Here is a 15727-nt window from a genome sequence, read left to right as displayed (position 1 = left end):
GGGGGGTGGGGGGGGAAGAGGAGTGTAAACTTGTGCGAATACATTGATGGAGAAACCCCTTGTGGGGAAATCCTAGGCTGATTGGGGGGGAGCGGGCTTGCCCCGCGATGAGGACCTGATTGACACCCACCTGAACCTAGGAAGTCCCCATGAAAAACGGCCTGCTGCCAACCTTGCTGATTGGCGCCTTCGCCACCCTGGCCGGCTGCTCCACCCCAAGCCAGATCACCCTCAACGACGGCCGCGAATTCCAGGCAGTCGACGCGCCTCGCTACGATCGCGCCGCCGGCTTCTACGAATTCAAGCAACTCGATGGCAAGGTGATCAAGGTCAACAAGGACCAGGTCCGCACCATCACCGACCTGTAATCCAGGCCGGGCAGACACAAAAAAGGCGATCCCTGCGGATCGCCTTTTTTGTTACTTGACCACCTTCAGGCTCGGACGCCCGCTTGGCCGTGGCGGCTGGCCGCCACTGGTAGGCGGACCGTCGTCATCCGGCTCGACGGTATCGTCATCTTCTTCGTCTTCATCGTCGAGCAGCGGCGGCTCGAGCTCGAAGACCATGCCCTGGCCGTTTTCCCGGGCATAAATACCCAGAATCGCACCAGCCGGCACGAACAGGGTGTGGGCAACGCCGCCAAAGCGACCCTCGAAGCTCACTGCTTCGTTATCCATGTGCAGGTGACGTACGGCACTGGGTGAGATGTTCAGGACGATCTGGCCGTCACTGGCGAAGCTCTGGGGTACCTGGACGGCCGGGTATTCGGCATTGACCAGCATGTGCGGCGTGCAGTCGTTGTCCACGATCCACTCATAGAGTGCACGTACCAAATAGGGGCGACTGGAGTTCATCGACAGCTCCTTAAAACCTAGCGCATTTCACGTTCAGCAGCGGACAGGCTTGCCTGGAAGGCTTCGCGGGCAAACTGTCGCTCCATGTAATCGAGCAACGGCTTGGCCGGCCGCGGCAGTTCGATACCCAACACCGGCAAACGCCAGAGTATGGGCAGTAGACAACAATCGACCAGACTTTGCTCCTCACTGAGGAAACAAGGCTTGTCGGCAAACAACGGCGACACCCCGGTCAGGCTCTCGCGCAATTCCTTGCGCGCCTGCACGCGTGCAGGCTCCTTGCTGCGCGGGTCGAGTATGAGGTCGACCAGTGCACACCAGTCGCGCTGGATGCGGTGAATCAGCAGGCGGCTGTTGGCCCGCGCCACCGGATACACCGGCAACAGTGGCGGGTGCGGGTAACGCTCATCGAGGTATTCCATCACCACGGTCGACTCGTACAACGCCAGGTCGCGATCGACCAGGGTTGGCACGCTGCCATAGGGGTTCACTTCAACCAGCTTGGGCGGCAGGCGACCAGGATCGACGTTGATGATCTCGACACTGACACCCTTCTCGGCGAGAACGATGCGCACCCGATGAGAATAATGGTCAGCGGGGTCGGAGTAGCAGGCTAACCGGTTGGTCACGCCCATAGTGGTCCTCCTCGCGTATGAATTTATAAATGCTGCAAATGCAAACGCGCCCTGCGGGCGCCCCTGTGAATCCAGAGGCGCCCCAGGGCGCGTTCAACTACCAGAAACTACTGCGTGATCAGTGCACGTCCTTCCAGTATTCGCGCTTGAGCAGATAAGCGAATACGAAGAAGAAGGCCAGATACAGCAGCACATAGGTACCGATGCGCTGGCTTTCCAGTTTGACCGGGTTAGCCGAGTAAGCCAGGAAGGTCACCAGGTTCTTGACCTTCTCGTCGAACTGCTCTGGCGTCAGGGTACCGGATTTCGGCTCCACGGTCAGCTGGTCACATGCTTCATGAGTCAACGGCGAGCCGGTCAGCGGGTCATATTGCTTCTTGCCATCGACCACGGTCTGCACTTGCTTGCAGCCAATCACCTGGTTGCCTTGCAGGCCAACCAGCACGTTGGGCATGCCGACGTTCGGGAAAACCTTGTTGTTCACCCCGTACGGACGCGACTTGTCTTCATAGAAACTGCGCAGGTAGCTGTACAGCCAGTCGGTGCCACGCACGCGGGCAACCAGGGTCAGGTCAGGCGGAGCGGCACCGAACCAGGTCTTGGCATCGTCAGGCTTCATGCCGATCTTCATGTGGTCGCCAATCTTGGCCCCAGTGAACACCAGCTTCTCGAGCATCAGCTCGTGAGGAATACCCAGGTCGTCAGCCACTCGCTCGTAACGCTGGAACTTGGCGCTGTGGCAACCCATGCAATAGTTGGCAAAGGTGCGTGCGCCGTCCTGCATGGCGGCCTTGTCGGTCAGGTCGATATCGACCTTGTCCAGCTCCAGGCCGTGTTCGGCGGCGAAGGTCAACGCGGGCATCACTGCCAGAATCAATACTGCAAATAGCTTTTTCATCAGCCAGTCACCCTTTCCGGAACCGGTTTGGTCTTCTCGAGCCGGGTGTAGAACGGCATCAGAAGGAAGTAGGCGAAATACAGGAAGGTGCACACCTGCGACAGCAGCGTACGGCCCGGGGTAGGCGCCAGAACGCCGAGCACACCGAGGATCACGAACGAGATGCAGAACACCAGCAGCCAGGTCTTGCTCATCCAGCCCTTGTAGCGCATGGACTTGACCGGGCTGCGATCCAGCCACGGCAGGACGAACAGCACGGCAATCGCAGCGCCCATGGCAATTACGCCGAGCAGCTTGTCCGGAACCGCCCGCAAGATCGCGTAGAACGGCGTGAAGTACCAGACCGGGGCAATGTGCTCAGGGGTCTTGAAGGCGTTGGCCTGTTCGAAGTTCGGTTTCTCCAGGAAGTAACCGCCCATTTCCGGGAAGAAGAACACGATGGCGCAGAACACGAAGAGGAACACGACGACGCCGACGATATCCTTCACGGTGTAGTAAGGGTGGAACGCGATACCGTCCAGCGGAACGCCGTTTTCATCCTTGAGCTTCTTGATGTCGACGCCATCAGGGTTGTTCGAACCCACTTCGTGCAGCGCCAGGATGTGCAGCACCACCAAGCCGAGAATGACGATCGGCAGGGCCACCACATGCAAGGCGAAGAAGCGGTTCAGGGTGATGCCGGAGATCAGGTAGTCACCACGGATCCACTGGGTCAGGTCGTCGCCGATCACCGGAATGGCACCGAACAGCGAGATGATCACCTGGGCACCCCAGTAGGACATCTGGCCCCACGGCAGCAGGTAGCCCATGAAGGCCTCGGCCATCAGTGCCAGGTAGATCAGCATGCCGAACACCCACACCAGCTCGCGAGGCTTCTGGTACGAGCCGTACAGCAGGCCGCGGAACATGTGCAGGTAGACCACGATGAAGAACGCCGAAGCGCCGGTGGAGTGCAGGTAGCGCAGGATCCAGCCGTATTCGACGTCACGCATGATGTATTCGACCGAGGCGAATGCCTCTTCGGCCGACGGCGTGAAGCTCATGGTCAGCCACACACCGGTGACGATCTGGTTGACCAGCACCAGCAGTGCCAGGGAGCCGAAGAAGTAGAAGAAGTTGAAGTTCTTCGGCGCGTAATACTTGCTGAGATGGTCTTCCCACATCTTGGTCGCGGGGAAGCGGGCGTCAACCCAGTCCATTAACTTACTCATCACGCGTTCTCCTGATCGACGCCGACGACGATAATGTCGTCCGACTCATAAGAGTGCGGCGGCACTGGCAGATTGAGCGGCGCCGGCTGAGATTTGTAGACGCGGCCAGCCAGGTCGTAGTGGGAACCGTGGCACGGGCAGAAGTAGCCGCCGACCCACTTCGGACCCAGGTCGACAGGTGCCACTTCCGGACGGAAGGTTGGCGAGCAGCCCAGGTGGGTGCACAAACCGACGAGCACCAGGATCTCCGGCTTGATCGAGCGGTTCGACGGATCGACATAAGTCGGTTGAACCGATGCCTTGGACTCAGGGTCGGAGAGGTCGCCGGTGATCTTCTTGAGGTTACCGAGGATCTCTTCGGTACGGCGGACGATGAACACCGGTTGGCCGCGCCATTCAGCAATCATCTGCTGACCAGGCTCTACCTTGGCGATATTGACCTTCACCGGTGCACCTGCGGCTTTCGCCTTGGCACTGGGGAACCATGACCCTACGAACGGGACCGCAGCCCCCACCGCTCCTGCAGCACCCACCACGGACGTGGCTGCTACGAGGAAGCGACGCCGGCCTGCATTGACGCCGTCATTGCTCATTCAGTCCTCTCCCATCAGCTTTATGGCCTGTTGCAACAGGCATCTACTAAGTAATTTCTGAACTGCTAAAAATTTGCCGCATGGTAATGAAAAGACCCTTCTCTGACAAGGTGATTAGCCTTGTGCCACCCCGCTATCCCTTGTAACTCTTGACTTGCGTCTATGCGGCAAGTTGTCACAGCAAACAACAGCATAGTTATTCAAGACATAAAAAAAGCCCGGTTCCACCAGGAACCGGGCTTTTTTTGAACACCGAAGCGAAATTAACGCTTGGAGTACTGAGGACGCTTACGTGCTTTACGCAGACCCACTTTCTTACGCTCGACTTCACGAGCGTCGCGGGTGACGAAGCCAGCACGACGCAGAGCGCCACGCAGGGTTTCGTCGTAGTCCATCAGTGCACGGGTGATACCGTGACGGATCGCACCGGCCTGGCCGCTGACACCACCACCGATAACGGTGACGTAGATGTCGAACTTTTCGGTGGTCTCGGTCAGTTCCAGCGGCTGGCGTACTACCATGCGCGCGGTTTCACGACCGAAGAACACGTCCAGAGAACGGTTGTTGATGGAGATGTTACCGGTACCTGGACGCAGGAAAACGCGAGCGGTTGCGGTCTTGCGACGGCCAGTGCCGTAATTTTGAGTCGCCGACATAATGAACTATTCCGTTAAATCTTCAGTTCTTGGGGCTGCTGAGCAGTATGAGGGTGAGCAGCGCCCGCATAGACTTTCAGCTTACGGTACATGTCGCGACCCAGTGGGTTCTTAGGCAGCATGCCTTTAACCGCGGTCTCGATCACGCGCTCTGGGGCCTTGGCGATCAACTTCTCGAAGTTGATTTCCTTGATACCGCCCGGGAAGCCGGAGTGGGAGTAGTACATTTTGTCCGAAGTCTTGGCACCAGTGACGCGAACCTGCTCGGCGTTGATGACGACGATGTAGTCGCCGGTGTCAACGTGAGGAGTGTACTCTGGCTTGTGCTTGCCACGCAGACGGCTCGCGATCTCAGTGGCCAGACGACCCAGGGTCTTGCCAGCAGCGTCAACGACGAACCAGTCACGCTTTACTGTTTCCGGTTTAGCAGTAAAAGTTTTCATTCTTTATAGCCTCAGGGGCCGCCCAGCGAAAATAAGACGGCAGATCTTACTGGATAGTGCGCACCTTGACAAGTCAAGGACACAGCCGCACACGGACGCTATCGGGGGCTCGGGTCAGCGCGTCCAATATTCGGCAGGGTTCTTCTATGGAGCGGGGCATCACTTCCGCTGCACGGAGAGGGGCTGAATTATCCAGATTGCGAAAAAAAATTCAACCTGCTTTTATGCTTCTTTTAGACAGGAAGCAGCCGAATGGACTATCGCCAGCTGGGCCGAACCGATCTCAACGTCAGCGCACTGTGCCTGGGCAGCATGACCTGGGGCGAGCAGAACGACCAGGCCCAGGCCTTCGCCCAGATCGAACGGGCCAAGGCCGCCGGGATCAATTTCATCGATACTGCCGAGATGTATCCCGTCCCTCCCCGCCCGGAAACCTACGCCGCCACCGAGCGCATGATCGGCAACTGGTTCAGCCAGCGCGGCGACCGTGCCCAGTGGATCCTGGCCAGCAAGGTGGCCGGGCCCGGCAACGGCATCAACCATATTCGCGACGGCCTGCTCAAGCACAACCGCCAGCACATCGTCGCCGCCCTGGACGACAGCCTCAAGCGCCTGCAGACCGACTGGATCGACCTCTACCAGTTGCACTGGCCCGAGCGCAGCACCAACTTCTTCGGCAAGCTGGGTTACCAGCACGCACCGCAGGACCTGTTCACCCCGCTGGAAGAAACCCTCGAGGTGCTCGACGAACAGGTCAAGGCCGGCAAGATCCGCCACATCGGCCTGTCCAACGAAACCCCGTGGGGCACCATGAAATTCCTGCAGTTGGCCGAAAGCCGTGGCTGGAGCCGTGCAGTTTCAATCCAGAACCCCTACAACCTGCTCAACCGCAGCTTCGAGGTGGGCCTGGCGGAGATCGCCATCCGCGAACAGTGCGGCCTGCTGGCCTACTCGCCACTGGCCTTCGGCATGCTCTCGGGCAAGTACGAGAACGGCGCGCGCCCGGCCGCAGGGCGCCTGACCCTGTTCAGCCGCTTCTCGCGCTACTCCAACCCGCAAACCGTGGCCGCCTGCAGCCGCTACGTGAAGCTGGCCCACGACCACGGCCTGGACCCGGCCCAGATGGCCCTGGCGTTCGTCACCCGCCAGCCGTTCGTGACCAGCAACATCATCGGCGCCACGACCCTCGAGCAACTGGACAGCAACCTGGCCAGCTTCGACCTGAAGCTCAGCGACGAGCTGCTGGCGGGCATCGAGGCCATCCATCAGGACCAGCCCAACCCCGCGCCCTGAGACGCGATCCCGGTTCCCACAAACAAGGTGGGAACCGAGGGTAGACACAATCGCCAAAAAATAAGACGATCCAGCCGGTGATTGACCACTCTACCCTATAAGAATAAAGAAAATGATGTTTACCCAACCCACGGCGTCCTTGCGGCGCGTCAGTATCCTGGCCATCGACAATGTCTTCGCATCGACCCTGATGCAGGCCAAGGATTTCTTCCACCTGGCCAGCCTGCGCTACGGCAAGCAGTTGGGCCTGGGCCTGCAACCGATGTTCGAAACCCGCCTGGTGAGCCCTGACGGCCAGCCTGTGCGTAGTTTCAGCGATGTGATGCTGCCGGTCGACAGCGGCCTGGAACAGGCCGACATCATCATCCTGCCGGCCTTCTGGGACGACTTCGGTGCCCTCTGCCAGCGCTACCCGCAAGTACTGCCCTGGCTACGTGAGCAGCACGCCCGCGGCGCCGTGCTCTGTGGCGAAGCCAGCGGCGTGTTCTGGCTGGCCGAGGCCGGGCTGCTCGATGGCAAGGAGGCGACCACCTACTGGCGTTTCTTCAACCAGTTCGAAGAGCGCTTCCCCAAGGTCAGCCTCAACCAGGACAAGCACCTGACCGACGCCGACAACCTCTACTGCGCCGGCGGCACTACTTCTGCCTGCGACCTGTACATCTACCTGATCGAGCGATTCTGCGGCGCCAACGTGGCGCAAGCGGTGGCCCGCGACATCCTCTACGAAGTGCAGCGCAACTACACCCCGGGGCGCATGGGCTTTGGCGGGCAGAAACTGCACCAGGACCTGATCATCCTGCAGATCCAGCACTGGCTCGAAGAGCATTTCGCCGACAAGTTCCGCTTCGAGGACGTGGCCCGCAACCACGGCATGAGCATCCGCAACTTCATGCGTCGCTTCCAGAGCGCCACCGGCGACAAGCCGCTGCACTACCTGCAACGGCTGCGGATCGAAACGGCCAAGGGCTTGCTGTCGGGCACGCGCAAGAGCATCAAGACCATCAGCTATGAAGTTGGCTATGACGATGCGAGTTTCTTTGCCCGGTTGTTCAGGCAGCACACGGAGTTGTCGCCGAATCAGTATCGGCAGCAGTTTATGCAGGAGGCCTGAAAGGCCTCCTCAGCTTCAAGCCTCAAGCTTCAAGCGGCAAGCGGCAAGCAAGAGCAGGATCAAGAGCAGCGCGCGGTCGGCTCTTGATCCTGCTTGCAGCTTGAAGCTTGAAACTTGCAGCTGCTTTTAAGGCTTATGCGCCCGCGACAGGAATTCGTGGGACTGCATTTCCAGCAAGCGGCTCAGGGTCCGCTGGAATTCGAAGGTCAGGCGACCACCGGTGTACAGGTCCTTGAGCTCAACCTCGGCCGAGATGATCAGCTTGACGTTGCGGTCATAGAATTCGTCGACCATGTTGATGAAGCGCCGGGCGATGTCATCGGTCGCCACGCTCATCTGCTCGACGTCGCTCAGCAGCACGGCATGGAAGATCTTGCCCAGTTCGATGTAGTCGTTCTGGCTGCGCGGGCCGTCGCACAGTTCGCGGAATTCGAACCAGGCCACGTCGTCACAGGTGCGCAGGGCACGGATCTCGCGGTTCTCGATCACCAGTACATCGTTCTCGACCGCCTGGGTGCATTCCGGCGTCAGCGCGCGGAAGCTCTTGCGCAGGCTTTCGTGGGCCGCTTCGTCGAGCGGGAAGTGGAACAGCTCGGCCTGCTCCAGGTGGCGCAAGCGGTAGTCGACGCCGCTGTCGACGTTGACGATCTCGGTGTTCTGCTTGATCAGGGCAATCGCCGGCAGGAAGCGCGCACGCTGCAGGCCGTCCTTGTACAAGCCGTCCGGGACGATGTTGGAGGTGGCCACCAGGGTCACGCCGTTCTTGAACAGCTCCTCCATCAGGGTGCCGAGGATCATCGCGTCGGTAATGTCGGAGACGAAGAATTCGTCGAAACAGATCACCCGGGCCTCATCGGAAAAACGCTTGGCGATGATGGTCAGCGGGTTCTTCTCGCCCTTGAGGGTTTTCATTTCCTCGTGGACGCGCTTCATGAAGCGGTGGAAGTGCGTACGCACCTTCTGCTTGAACGGCAGCGCCTCGAAGAAGGTATCGACCAGGTAGGTCTTGCCGCGGCCTACCCCACCCCAGAAGTACAAGCCCTTGACCGGTGCCTGGTCCTTCTTGCCGAACAATTTGCCGAACACGCCCGGCTTGTTGTTCTGCGCCGCGATCAGATCGTCGTACAGGCGCTGCAGATGACGCACTGCAGTTTCCTGCGCCGCGTCATGGAAGAATTCGGGACGTTTCAGATCTGCTTGATATCGTTCTAGGGGCGTCATAATTCGTTAGCAAGGTAACAAAAACGGGCCGTCACTGTAGCGACGGCCCGGGATAATGGCAATCAGACTTGCGATAAGCCGTTCAGTCCTGCTGGGGCACCAGGGCCGCGCGCAGGGTTTCGATCGCGCTGTCGCGGGCAGCGGCATCGGCGAACTGCGGGCCGTCGCCGACGCACTCGCCTTCCAGCCACAGGCTGAAGCCCAGGCCTTCGTGGCGCACGTCGAGCTCGCCGCCCTGTTGCAGTTGCTTGCTCACCGCACCCGCAGTCTTGCCATCGGCGAAGTTGCGCGACAGCAGCAGTTGCTCGCCATCGGCAGCCAGCAGACGGAAGCGGAAACTGCCGTCGTCTTCGCGGAAGCTGACAAAGCGCGCGGTCTTGGCGGCCTTCTTCTTGACCTGGGCAGTGGCCTGCTCGATGTTGCGGAATGAGCGCAGGCCCACCGCTTCGCGCAGTTGCTCAAGGAACGGCGTGGCCACCTTGCGGGCTTTCTGCGCACCGGCCAGGAGGATGTCCTCAAGGTCGGCCGGGCGACTGATCAGTTGGTGATAACGTTCGCGCGGCTCGCTCAGCTGACCGTCGAGCAGCTGGAACAGACGCTGCTTGGCTTCGCCCCAGCCCAGGCCCTGGAGCAGTTCGCTGCGGAACTCGTCGGCTTGCGAAGCCGTGGCGAAGGCCTGGAACAGGGTGAACAGGTGCGAGTTGTCCGGGTCCTTGGCTTCGCCCGGGGCGCGGGAGTCGGTGACGATGCGCGAGATGGCATCCTTCATGTCCTTGGCACTGGTGAACAACGGGATGGTGTTGTCATAGCTCTTGGACATCTTGCGTCCGTCCAGGCCCGGAAGGGTGGCGACGCTTTCTTCGATCAGCGCCTCGGGCATGGCGAAGAACTCCTTGCCCTGGCCGAACAGGTGGTTGAAGCGCTGGCCGATATCACGGGCCATCTCCACGTGCTGGATCTGGTCGCGACCGACCGGCACCTTGTTGGCGTTGAACATCAGGATGTCGGCGGCCATCAGCACCGGGTAGCTGTACAGGCCCATGCTGATACCGGCATCCGGGTCTTCACCGCTTTCGACGTTCTTGTCTACCGAAGCCTTGTAGGCGTGCGCGCGGTTGAGCAGGCCCTTGGCCGCGACGCAGGTCAGCAGCCAGGTCAGCTCGGGGATTTCCGGGATGTCGGACTGGCGATAGAAGGTCACTCGCTCCGGGTCCAGGCCACCGGCCAGCCAGGTCGCGGCGATTTCCAGGCGCGAGCGCTGGATGCGCTGCGGGTCATCGCACTTGATCAGGGCGTGGTAGTCGGCCAGAAAATAGAACGAGTCGACACCCGGTTCACGGCTGGCGAGGATCGCCGGGCGGATGGCACCGGCATAGTTGCCCAGGTGAGGCGTGCCCGTGGTGGTGATACCGGTAAGGATGCGCGTAGTCATGGGTAATCGCTTATCAGGCTTGTATCAGTTCGAAAGGCGCGGCAGCACCAGTTCCTTGAGGTCGGTGAGCTTGCCATGGAAAAAGTGTCCGCATTCTGCCACTTTCAGCAGCTCATGGGGGCGTGGCAGTGCGTCGGACCAATCGTAGACGATCTGCGGATCGATCACTTCGTCGGTTTCCGGCTGGATCACGCTGAGTTCGCCCTGCTGCGCCAAGGGGTTATCGCCCAGGCGCATCACCGCCGGGGCGACCATGAACAGGTGCTTGAGGGCAACGCCCTGGGCTTCCAGGCGACCACCGAGGCTGGCTGCGACGAAGCCGCCGAAGGAGAAGCCCATCAGGGTCAGTGGCAGCTCAGGGTGCTGTTCCCGCAGCCAGCTCACCGCCGCCTCGGCGTCGTCCACCTCGCCGCTGCCCATGTCATGGCTGCCGGCACTCTGGCCAACGCCGCGGTAGTTGAAACGCAGGGTAATGTAGCCGGCATCGCGGGCGGTGCGCTGCAGCATCGACACCACCTTGTTCATCATGGTGCCACCTTGCACCGGGTTGGGGTGGCACAGCAGCACAACGCCGCGGGCGTCGGCGACATCGAGGTACAAGGCTTCCAGTTGGCCGACCGGGCCATCGATGAATACGGGGGTTTCGCGGATAAGCAAGGATAAACTCCGTGACCTCGGAAAGGGTCGACTCGTCTAGCTGAATGATTCTGTCTGAGATATTTGCGATGGTTCGCGGTATACAGCGCAGGTCCGAGCCGTTAACGTAAAGCAAAGCCGTTTATAGAGGAAGGACTCGTGGAACTCTCGCTCTTAGTTTGGTTGTTGCCGACCCTGGCCCTCGTCGTGGGTGTCGTCGTTGGTTTCCTGGTCGCCCGCCTGTTGCCTAATGCTGCACCGAGCAGCACCCAGCGTCAGCTGGATGATATCCAGGAACGTTTCGACAGCTACCAGAATGAGGTGGTTACTCACTTCAACAGTACGGCTGCGCTGGTCAAGAAACTGACCCAAAGTTACCAGGACGTCCAGGATCACCTGGCCGAAGGCGCCAACCGCCTGGCCCTGGACGAACTCACCCGTCAGCGCCTGCTGGCCGCCCTGCACTCCGAAGCCGTGCAGCCTGCGCGTGATCGCCTGACCCCGCCGAAGGACACCGAGGTGCCGCGCGACTACGCACCGAAAGCGCCCAACTCGCCGGGCATGCTCGATGAGCATTACGGGCTCAAGCGCTGAGCAAAATAAAAGGCCCCTGTGAGGGGCCTTTTTTATAAGCGTCGCCTGCGTTGCGAGCGCTATGCGCTCGATCGCTGGCAAGGCCAGCTCCCACAGGGTCACTTGTGGGAGCCGGCCTTGCCGGCGATGGGCTACGCTGTAGCCCCTGCCAGCCTCAGCAATACCAAGGCGCCTCCCCCTCCCGATAGCCGTACCTCTCCCGCGCCGCATCCAGCACCCGCCGCTCCACCCCACCCTGGCGCACCAGGCTGTGCAAGCTCGCCAGCACGATACTGAAGCGATCGACCTCGAAGAAGCGCCGCAACTGCTGGCGGGTGTCACTACGGCCAAAACCGTCAGTCCCAAGCGTCACATAAGGCGCCTGTACATATTCAGCAATCAATTGCGGCCAGGCACGCACATAGTCGGTTGCGGCAATCACCGGCGCATCACCGTCCAGGCAGCGCTGCACATGACTGACATCACCACTGCCCTGGCCCAGCCGGCTGGCGCGATCAACATCCCGTGCCTCCCGCGCCAGCTCGCTGAAGCTGGTGACACTGAACACTTCACTGGCAATTTGCCATTCGCTGGCCAGCAACTCACTGGCGGCAATGACCTCCCGCAGGATCGCCCCGGAGCCCAGCAGGCGCACCTGCCCCCGGGCATCCGCCACCTGCTGTTCGACATAACGGTACATGCCGCGCAAGACCTCTTCATGCACCTGCGCTGGCAGGGACGGCTGTGGATAGTTTTCGTTCATCACCGCAACGTAGTGAAACTCGTCGCGCTGTTCGGTGAGCATGCGCCGCGCCGCGTACTCGAGGATCACCGCCAGCTCACCGGCAAAGCAGGGTTCCCAGGCGCGGCAGTTGGGCACCATCGAGGCCATTACCAGGCTAGAGCCGTCCTGGTGCTGCAACCCCTCACCCCCCAGCGTGGTACGCCCGGCCGTTGCCCCCAGCAGCAGGCCACGGGCACGCTGGTCGGCGGCGGCCCAGATCAGGTCTCCGACGCGCTGGAAGCCGAACATCGAGTAATAGATGTACACCGGCAGCATCGGCTCGCCATGCACGGCGTAAGACGTTGCCGCTGCCACCCAGGAAGAAATCGCCCCGGCCTCGGTGATACCTTCCTCCAGCAGTTGGCCATCACGCGCTTCCTTGTAGGACAGCAGCGAACCTGCGTCTTCCGGCTCGTAGCACTGCCCTTGAGGCGAGTAGATTCCGATCTGGCGGAACAGACTGGCCATGCCGAAGGTGCGCGCCTCGTCGGCCACTATCGGCACCACCCGCGGCCCCAACTGCGGCGCCTTGAGCCAGGCGCTGAGCATGCGCACGGCGGCCATGGTGGTGGACATTTCCTTGCCCTCGGCCTGCAGGGCGAAGCCGCCCATGGTCTCCAGGGCGGGCACCGGCACCGGGCGCACGTCACTGCGCCGGGCAGGCAGCGGGCCACCCAGGGCGGAGCGACGCTCGCGCAGGTAACGCATTTCCGCGCTGCCTTCGGCCGGCCGATAGAACTGCAACTGCTCGACCTGCGCATCCGACAGCGGCAAATGAAAACGATCACGGAACGCCAGCAAGGCCTGCACGTCGAGTTTCTTGGCCTGGTGCGCGGTCATCCGCGACTCACCGGCGGCACTCATGCCGTAGCCTTTCTTGGTCTTGGCCAGAATGACCGTCGGCCGGCCCTTGCAGGCCTTGGCGGCGGTGAAGGCGGCATACAGCTTGCGAAAGTCGTGGCCACCGCGCTTGAGCGCGTTGATCTCGGCCGAACTCATGTGCTCGACCAGTTTCTGCAAGGCCGGCTGCTGATTGAAAAAGTGCTCGAGGTTGTAGGCGCCATCCTTGGCCCCGAGGTTCTGGAACTGCCCGTCGGGTGTTGCCGCCAACTGACGCAACAGTACGTGCTCGGTGTCACGGGCGAACAGTGCATCCCACTCCGAACCCCAGAGCACCTTGATCACGTTCCAGCCAGCGCCACTGAACAGCGCTTCCAGTTCCTGGATGATCTGGCCGTTGCCACGCACCGGGCCGTCCAGGCGCTGCAAGTTGCAGTTGACCACGAACGTCAGGTTATCCAGTTGCTCGCGGGCGGCCAGGGTCAGGCCGGCAATGGACTCCGGCTCGTCCATCTCGCCATCGCCGAACACGCCCCAAACATGCCGGGCGCTGGTGTCGAGCAACTGGCGGTTATGCAGATAACGCATGAACCGCGCCTGGTAGATGGCGTTGATCGGCCCGATGCCCATGGAGCCGGTAGGGAACTGCCAGAAGTCGGGCATCAGCCATGGGTGTGGATAAGAACACAGGCCGTTGCCTGCCACTTCCTGGCGGTAGCTGGCCAGTTGCTCTTCGCTCAGGCGGCCTTCGAGAAAGGCCCGGGCATAAATGCCCGGTGCCGAATGCGGCTGGAAAAACACCAGGTCAGCCGTGCGCTGTTCAGTGCCCGCTTCGCCGCGAAAGAAATGCTGGAAGCCGACTTCGAAGATCTCCGCTGCCGAAGCGTAACTGGCGATATGCCCCCCCAGGTCGCCATAGGCGTGGTTGGCCCGCATTACCATGGCCAGGGCATTCCAGCGCAGGATGCTGGTGATGCGTTCATCGAGTTCGAGGTCGCCCGGGTAGACGCCCTGCTGCTCCACCGACAAGGTGTTGCGATAGGCCGAAAAGGCCTGGGCGCCGCGTTCCAGGCCCAGCTCACGAGCGTGGGCTTCCAGCTGTTCGAGCAAAAACCGCGCACGCTCCGGGCCGCAGTGCAGCAGGGTCGAATCCAGCGCCTCCAGCCACTCGGCGGTTTCCCCCGGGTCGCTGTCCAACTGTGGATCACCCAGGCGCCGCGGCACACCTTCGCCAGGCACAAGGTTCATCATTGCCACCATTGCATTGACCTCGTCCGTGAAGGGTTCAGGCGCAGGCCTTGAGCGCCTGTTGGATATCCGCCAGCAGGTCGTCGATGTCCTCAAGGCCCACCGACAGCCTTACCAGCCCCTCGGAAATGCCGTACTGGGCAAGCTCCTCTGGGGTATAGCTGGAATGGGTCATGCTTGCCGGGTGCTGAGCCAGGGACTCGGCGTCACCGAGGCTGACGGCACGGCTGAACAATTGCAGGGCGTTCATGAAACGCCGACCGGCAGTGACGCCACCTTTGAGTTCGAAAGCGATCATGCCGCCGGGCAAGCGCATCTGCCGCTGTGCCAGTTCGTACTGGGCAAAACCGGGCAAGCCGGGGTAACTGATCAGTTCAACTTCTGGCTGTTGCTCCAGGTATTCAGCGATGGTTTGAGCATTACTGCAATGGCGTTCCATACGCAGGGTCAAGGTTTTCATCCCGCGCATCAGCAAGGCGGCGTCATGGGGCGACAGCACTGCGCCGGTCATGTCCTTCAAGCCTTCCAGACGAATCCGATCAACCAGCGCCTTGCGTCCCACCACCAGACCGGCGGTGATATCGCCATGGCCGCTGAGGTACTTGGTCGCCGAATGCACCACCAGGTCGGCCCCCAGTTCCAACGGCCGCTGCAGGTACGGGGTGCAATAGGTATTGTCGACCACGACGCTGATATCGTGCTGGCGCGCAAGCTTGGCCACCGCGGCGATATCGGTCATGTGCATGTTGGGGTTGGCCGGGGTTTCGAAGTAGATCACCCGGGTCCTATCGCTGATCGCAGCGGCCACCGCCTGCAGATCGCTCATGTCGACATGCCGGACCTTGACCCCGAACTCGCCGATGCCATGGTGCAAAAAGGCGAAGGTGCAGCCGTACAGGGTCCGCCCCACCAATACTTCATCACCGGGACGCAGCAACGTCCAAAGGGTGGCAGTGATCGCGCCCATCCCCGAGGCCAGCGCCAGCCCCGCCTCCCCGCCCTCCAGCGAAGCCATGCGTTGCTCCAGCAGGGCCAGGGTCGGGTTGGAAATGCGGCTATAGAAGTGCCCGGCCTCTTCCCCGGCGAAGCAGGCAGCACCATATTCGACCGTGGGGAAAGCAAAGGTGGCCGTCTGATAGATCGGCGGTACCAGGGCACCATTGTGGTCCAGCGGGTTGTAACCGTGGTGAATGGCGCGGGTGGCAAAACCTGATTTGTTGTTGGTGCCGCTCATGGCAAACAGCCTCTAGTGGTTTGTTATAAGCTTATGCCACTGAGGTGCTGATTTTTTTCCAAATG

Annotated in this window: 16 protein-coding genes; 4 read left to right on the top strand and 12 right to left on the bottom strand. The window is 61.1% G+C overall.

Features of this window, described 5'->3' with window-relative positions; all coding sequences use genetic code 11:
- Positions 1-149: 149 nt before the first annotated feature.
- The gene (locus ABM562_RS23015) at positions 150-368 is read left to right on the top strand and encodes a YgdI/YgdR family lipoprotein (protein ID WP_038998857.1); all 219 of its coding nucleotides are present in this window, start codon (positions 150-152) and stop codon (positions 366-368) included.
- 51 nt (positions 369-419) lie between these two features.
- Here ABM562_RS23015 and ABM562_RS23010 read toward each other — a convergent pair whose 3' ends face one another.
- The 7 genes from ABM562_RS23010 to rplM form a co-directional block, all read right to left on the bottom strand.
- Positions 420-854 carry a ClpXP protease specificity-enhancing factor gene (locus ABM562_RS23010; RefSeq protein ID WP_115085421.1) on the bottom strand — a complete coding sequence of 145 codons (435 nt, stop codon included), beginning with the start codon at positions 852-854 and terminating at the stop codon, positions 420-422.
- 17 nt (positions 855-871) lie between these two features.
- A complete protein-coding gene (locus ABM562_RS23005) occupies positions 872-1489 on the bottom strand; it encodes a glutathione S-transferase N-terminal domain-containing protein (protein ID WP_010220766.1) in 618 nt (205 codons plus the stop codon).
- A gap of 118 nt (positions 1490-1607) precedes the next feature.
- The gene (locus tag ABM562_RS23000; RefSeq protein ID WP_134061427.1) at positions 1608-2387 is read right to left on the bottom strand and encodes a cytochrome c1; all 780 of its coding nucleotides are present in this window, start codon (positions 2385-2387) and stop codon (positions 1608-1610) included.
- Positions 2387-3598, bottom strand: a complete 1212-nt coding sequence (locus tag ABM562_RS22995) for a cytochrome b (protein WP_115085419.1) — start codon at positions 3596-3598, stop codon at positions 2387-2389. Before ABM562_RS22995 ends, ABM562_RS23000 begins: the two co-directional genes overlap by 1 nt.
- Positions 3598-4191 carry a ubiquinol-cytochrome c reductase iron-sulfur subunit gene (gene petA, locus ABM562_RS22990; protein ID WP_010220763.1) on the bottom strand — a complete coding sequence of 198 codons (594 nt, stop codon included), beginning with the start codon at positions 4189-4191 and terminating at the stop codon, positions 3598-3600. Before petA ends, ABM562_RS22995 begins: the two co-directional genes overlap by 1 nt.
- A 263-nt stretch (positions 4192-4454) precedes the next feature.
- Positions 4455-4847: a 30S ribosomal protein S9 gene (rpsI, locus tag ABM562_RS22985; RefSeq protein ID WP_115085418.1), complete on the bottom strand. Its 393-nt coding sequence runs from the start codon at positions 4845-4847 to the stop codon at positions 4455-4457.
- 14 nt (positions 4848-4861) lie between these two features.
- Complete coding sequence (rplM, locus tag ABM562_RS22980; protein ID WP_115085417.1) at positions 4862-5290, bottom strand: 50S ribosomal protein L13; 429 nt, start codon at positions 5288-5290, stop codon at positions 4862-4864.
- A gap of 252 nt (positions 5291-5542) precedes the next feature.
- Here rplM and ABM562_RS22975 point away from each other — a divergent pair, with 252 nt between their 5' ends.
- Positions 5543-6583 carry an NADP(H)-dependent aldo-keto reductase gene (locus ABM562_RS22975; protein WP_115085416.1) on the top strand — a complete coding sequence of 347 codons (1041 nt, stop codon included), beginning with the start codon at positions 5543-5545 and terminating at the stop codon, positions 6581-6583.
- A gap of 214 nt (positions 6584-6797) precedes the next feature.
- Positions 6798-7694 (top strand): GlxA family transcriptional regulator, encoded by an 897-nt coding sequence (locus ABM562_RS22970; protein ID WP_233674232.1) that lies wholly within the window; start codon positions 6798-6800, stop codon positions 7692-7694.
- A gap of 126 nt (positions 7695-7820) precedes the next feature.
- On the opposite strand, the gene zapE is transcribed toward ABM562_RS22970, so the two are convergent.
- The 3 genes from zapE to ABM562_RS22955 form a co-directional block, all read right to left on the bottom strand.
- Positions 7821-8915, bottom strand: a complete 1095-nt coding sequence (zapE, locus tag ABM562_RS22965; RefSeq protein ID WP_115085415.1) for a cell division protein ZapE — start codon at positions 8913-8915, stop codon at positions 7821-7823.
- A gap of 82 nt (positions 8916-8997) precedes the next feature.
- Positions 8998-10347 (bottom strand): tryptophan--tRNA ligase, encoded by a 1350-nt coding sequence (locus ABM562_RS22960; protein WP_134061426.1) that lies wholly within the window; start codon positions 10345-10347, stop codon positions 8998-9000.
- 24 nt (positions 10348-10371) lie between these two features.
- Positions 10372-11004 carry an alpha/beta hydrolase gene (locus ABM562_RS22955; RefSeq protein WP_115085413.1) on the bottom strand — a complete coding sequence of 211 codons (633 nt, stop codon included), beginning with the start codon at positions 11002-11004 and terminating at the stop codon, positions 10372-10374.
- Between the two features lie 138 nt (positions 11005-11142).
- Between ABM562_RS22955 and ABM562_RS22950 the strand changes: the two genes are divergently transcribed.
- On the top strand, positions 11143-11577 hold the full coding sequence (locus tag ABM562_RS22950) for a Z-ring associated ZapG family protein (protein ID WP_115085412.1): 435 nt from the start codon (positions 11143-11145) through the stop codon (positions 11575-11577).
- Positions 11578-11731: 154 nt separating this feature from the next.
- Here ABM562_RS22950 and mdeB read toward each other — a convergent pair whose 3' ends face one another.
- Positions 11732-14428 (bottom strand): alpha-ketoglutarate dehydrogenase, encoded by a 2697-nt coding sequence (gene mdeB, locus ABM562_RS22945; RefSeq protein WP_460423436.1) that lies wholly within the window; start codon positions 14426-14428, stop codon positions 11732-11734.
- Between the two features lie 37 nt (positions 14429-14465).
- The gene (locus ABM562_RS22940) at positions 14466-15662 is read right to left on the bottom strand and encodes a methionine gamma-lyase (RefSeq protein WP_460423435.1); all 1197 of its coding nucleotides are present in this window, start codon (positions 15660-15662) and stop codon (positions 14466-14468) included.
- Positions 15663-15727 lie beyond the last annotated feature (65 nt).

The sequence above is a fragment of the Pseudomonas sp. ZL2 genome, from assembly GCF_054788455.1.
Note: the sequence above shows the minus strand (reverse complement) of the source record. Positions and strands in the feature narration are given on the sequence as shown.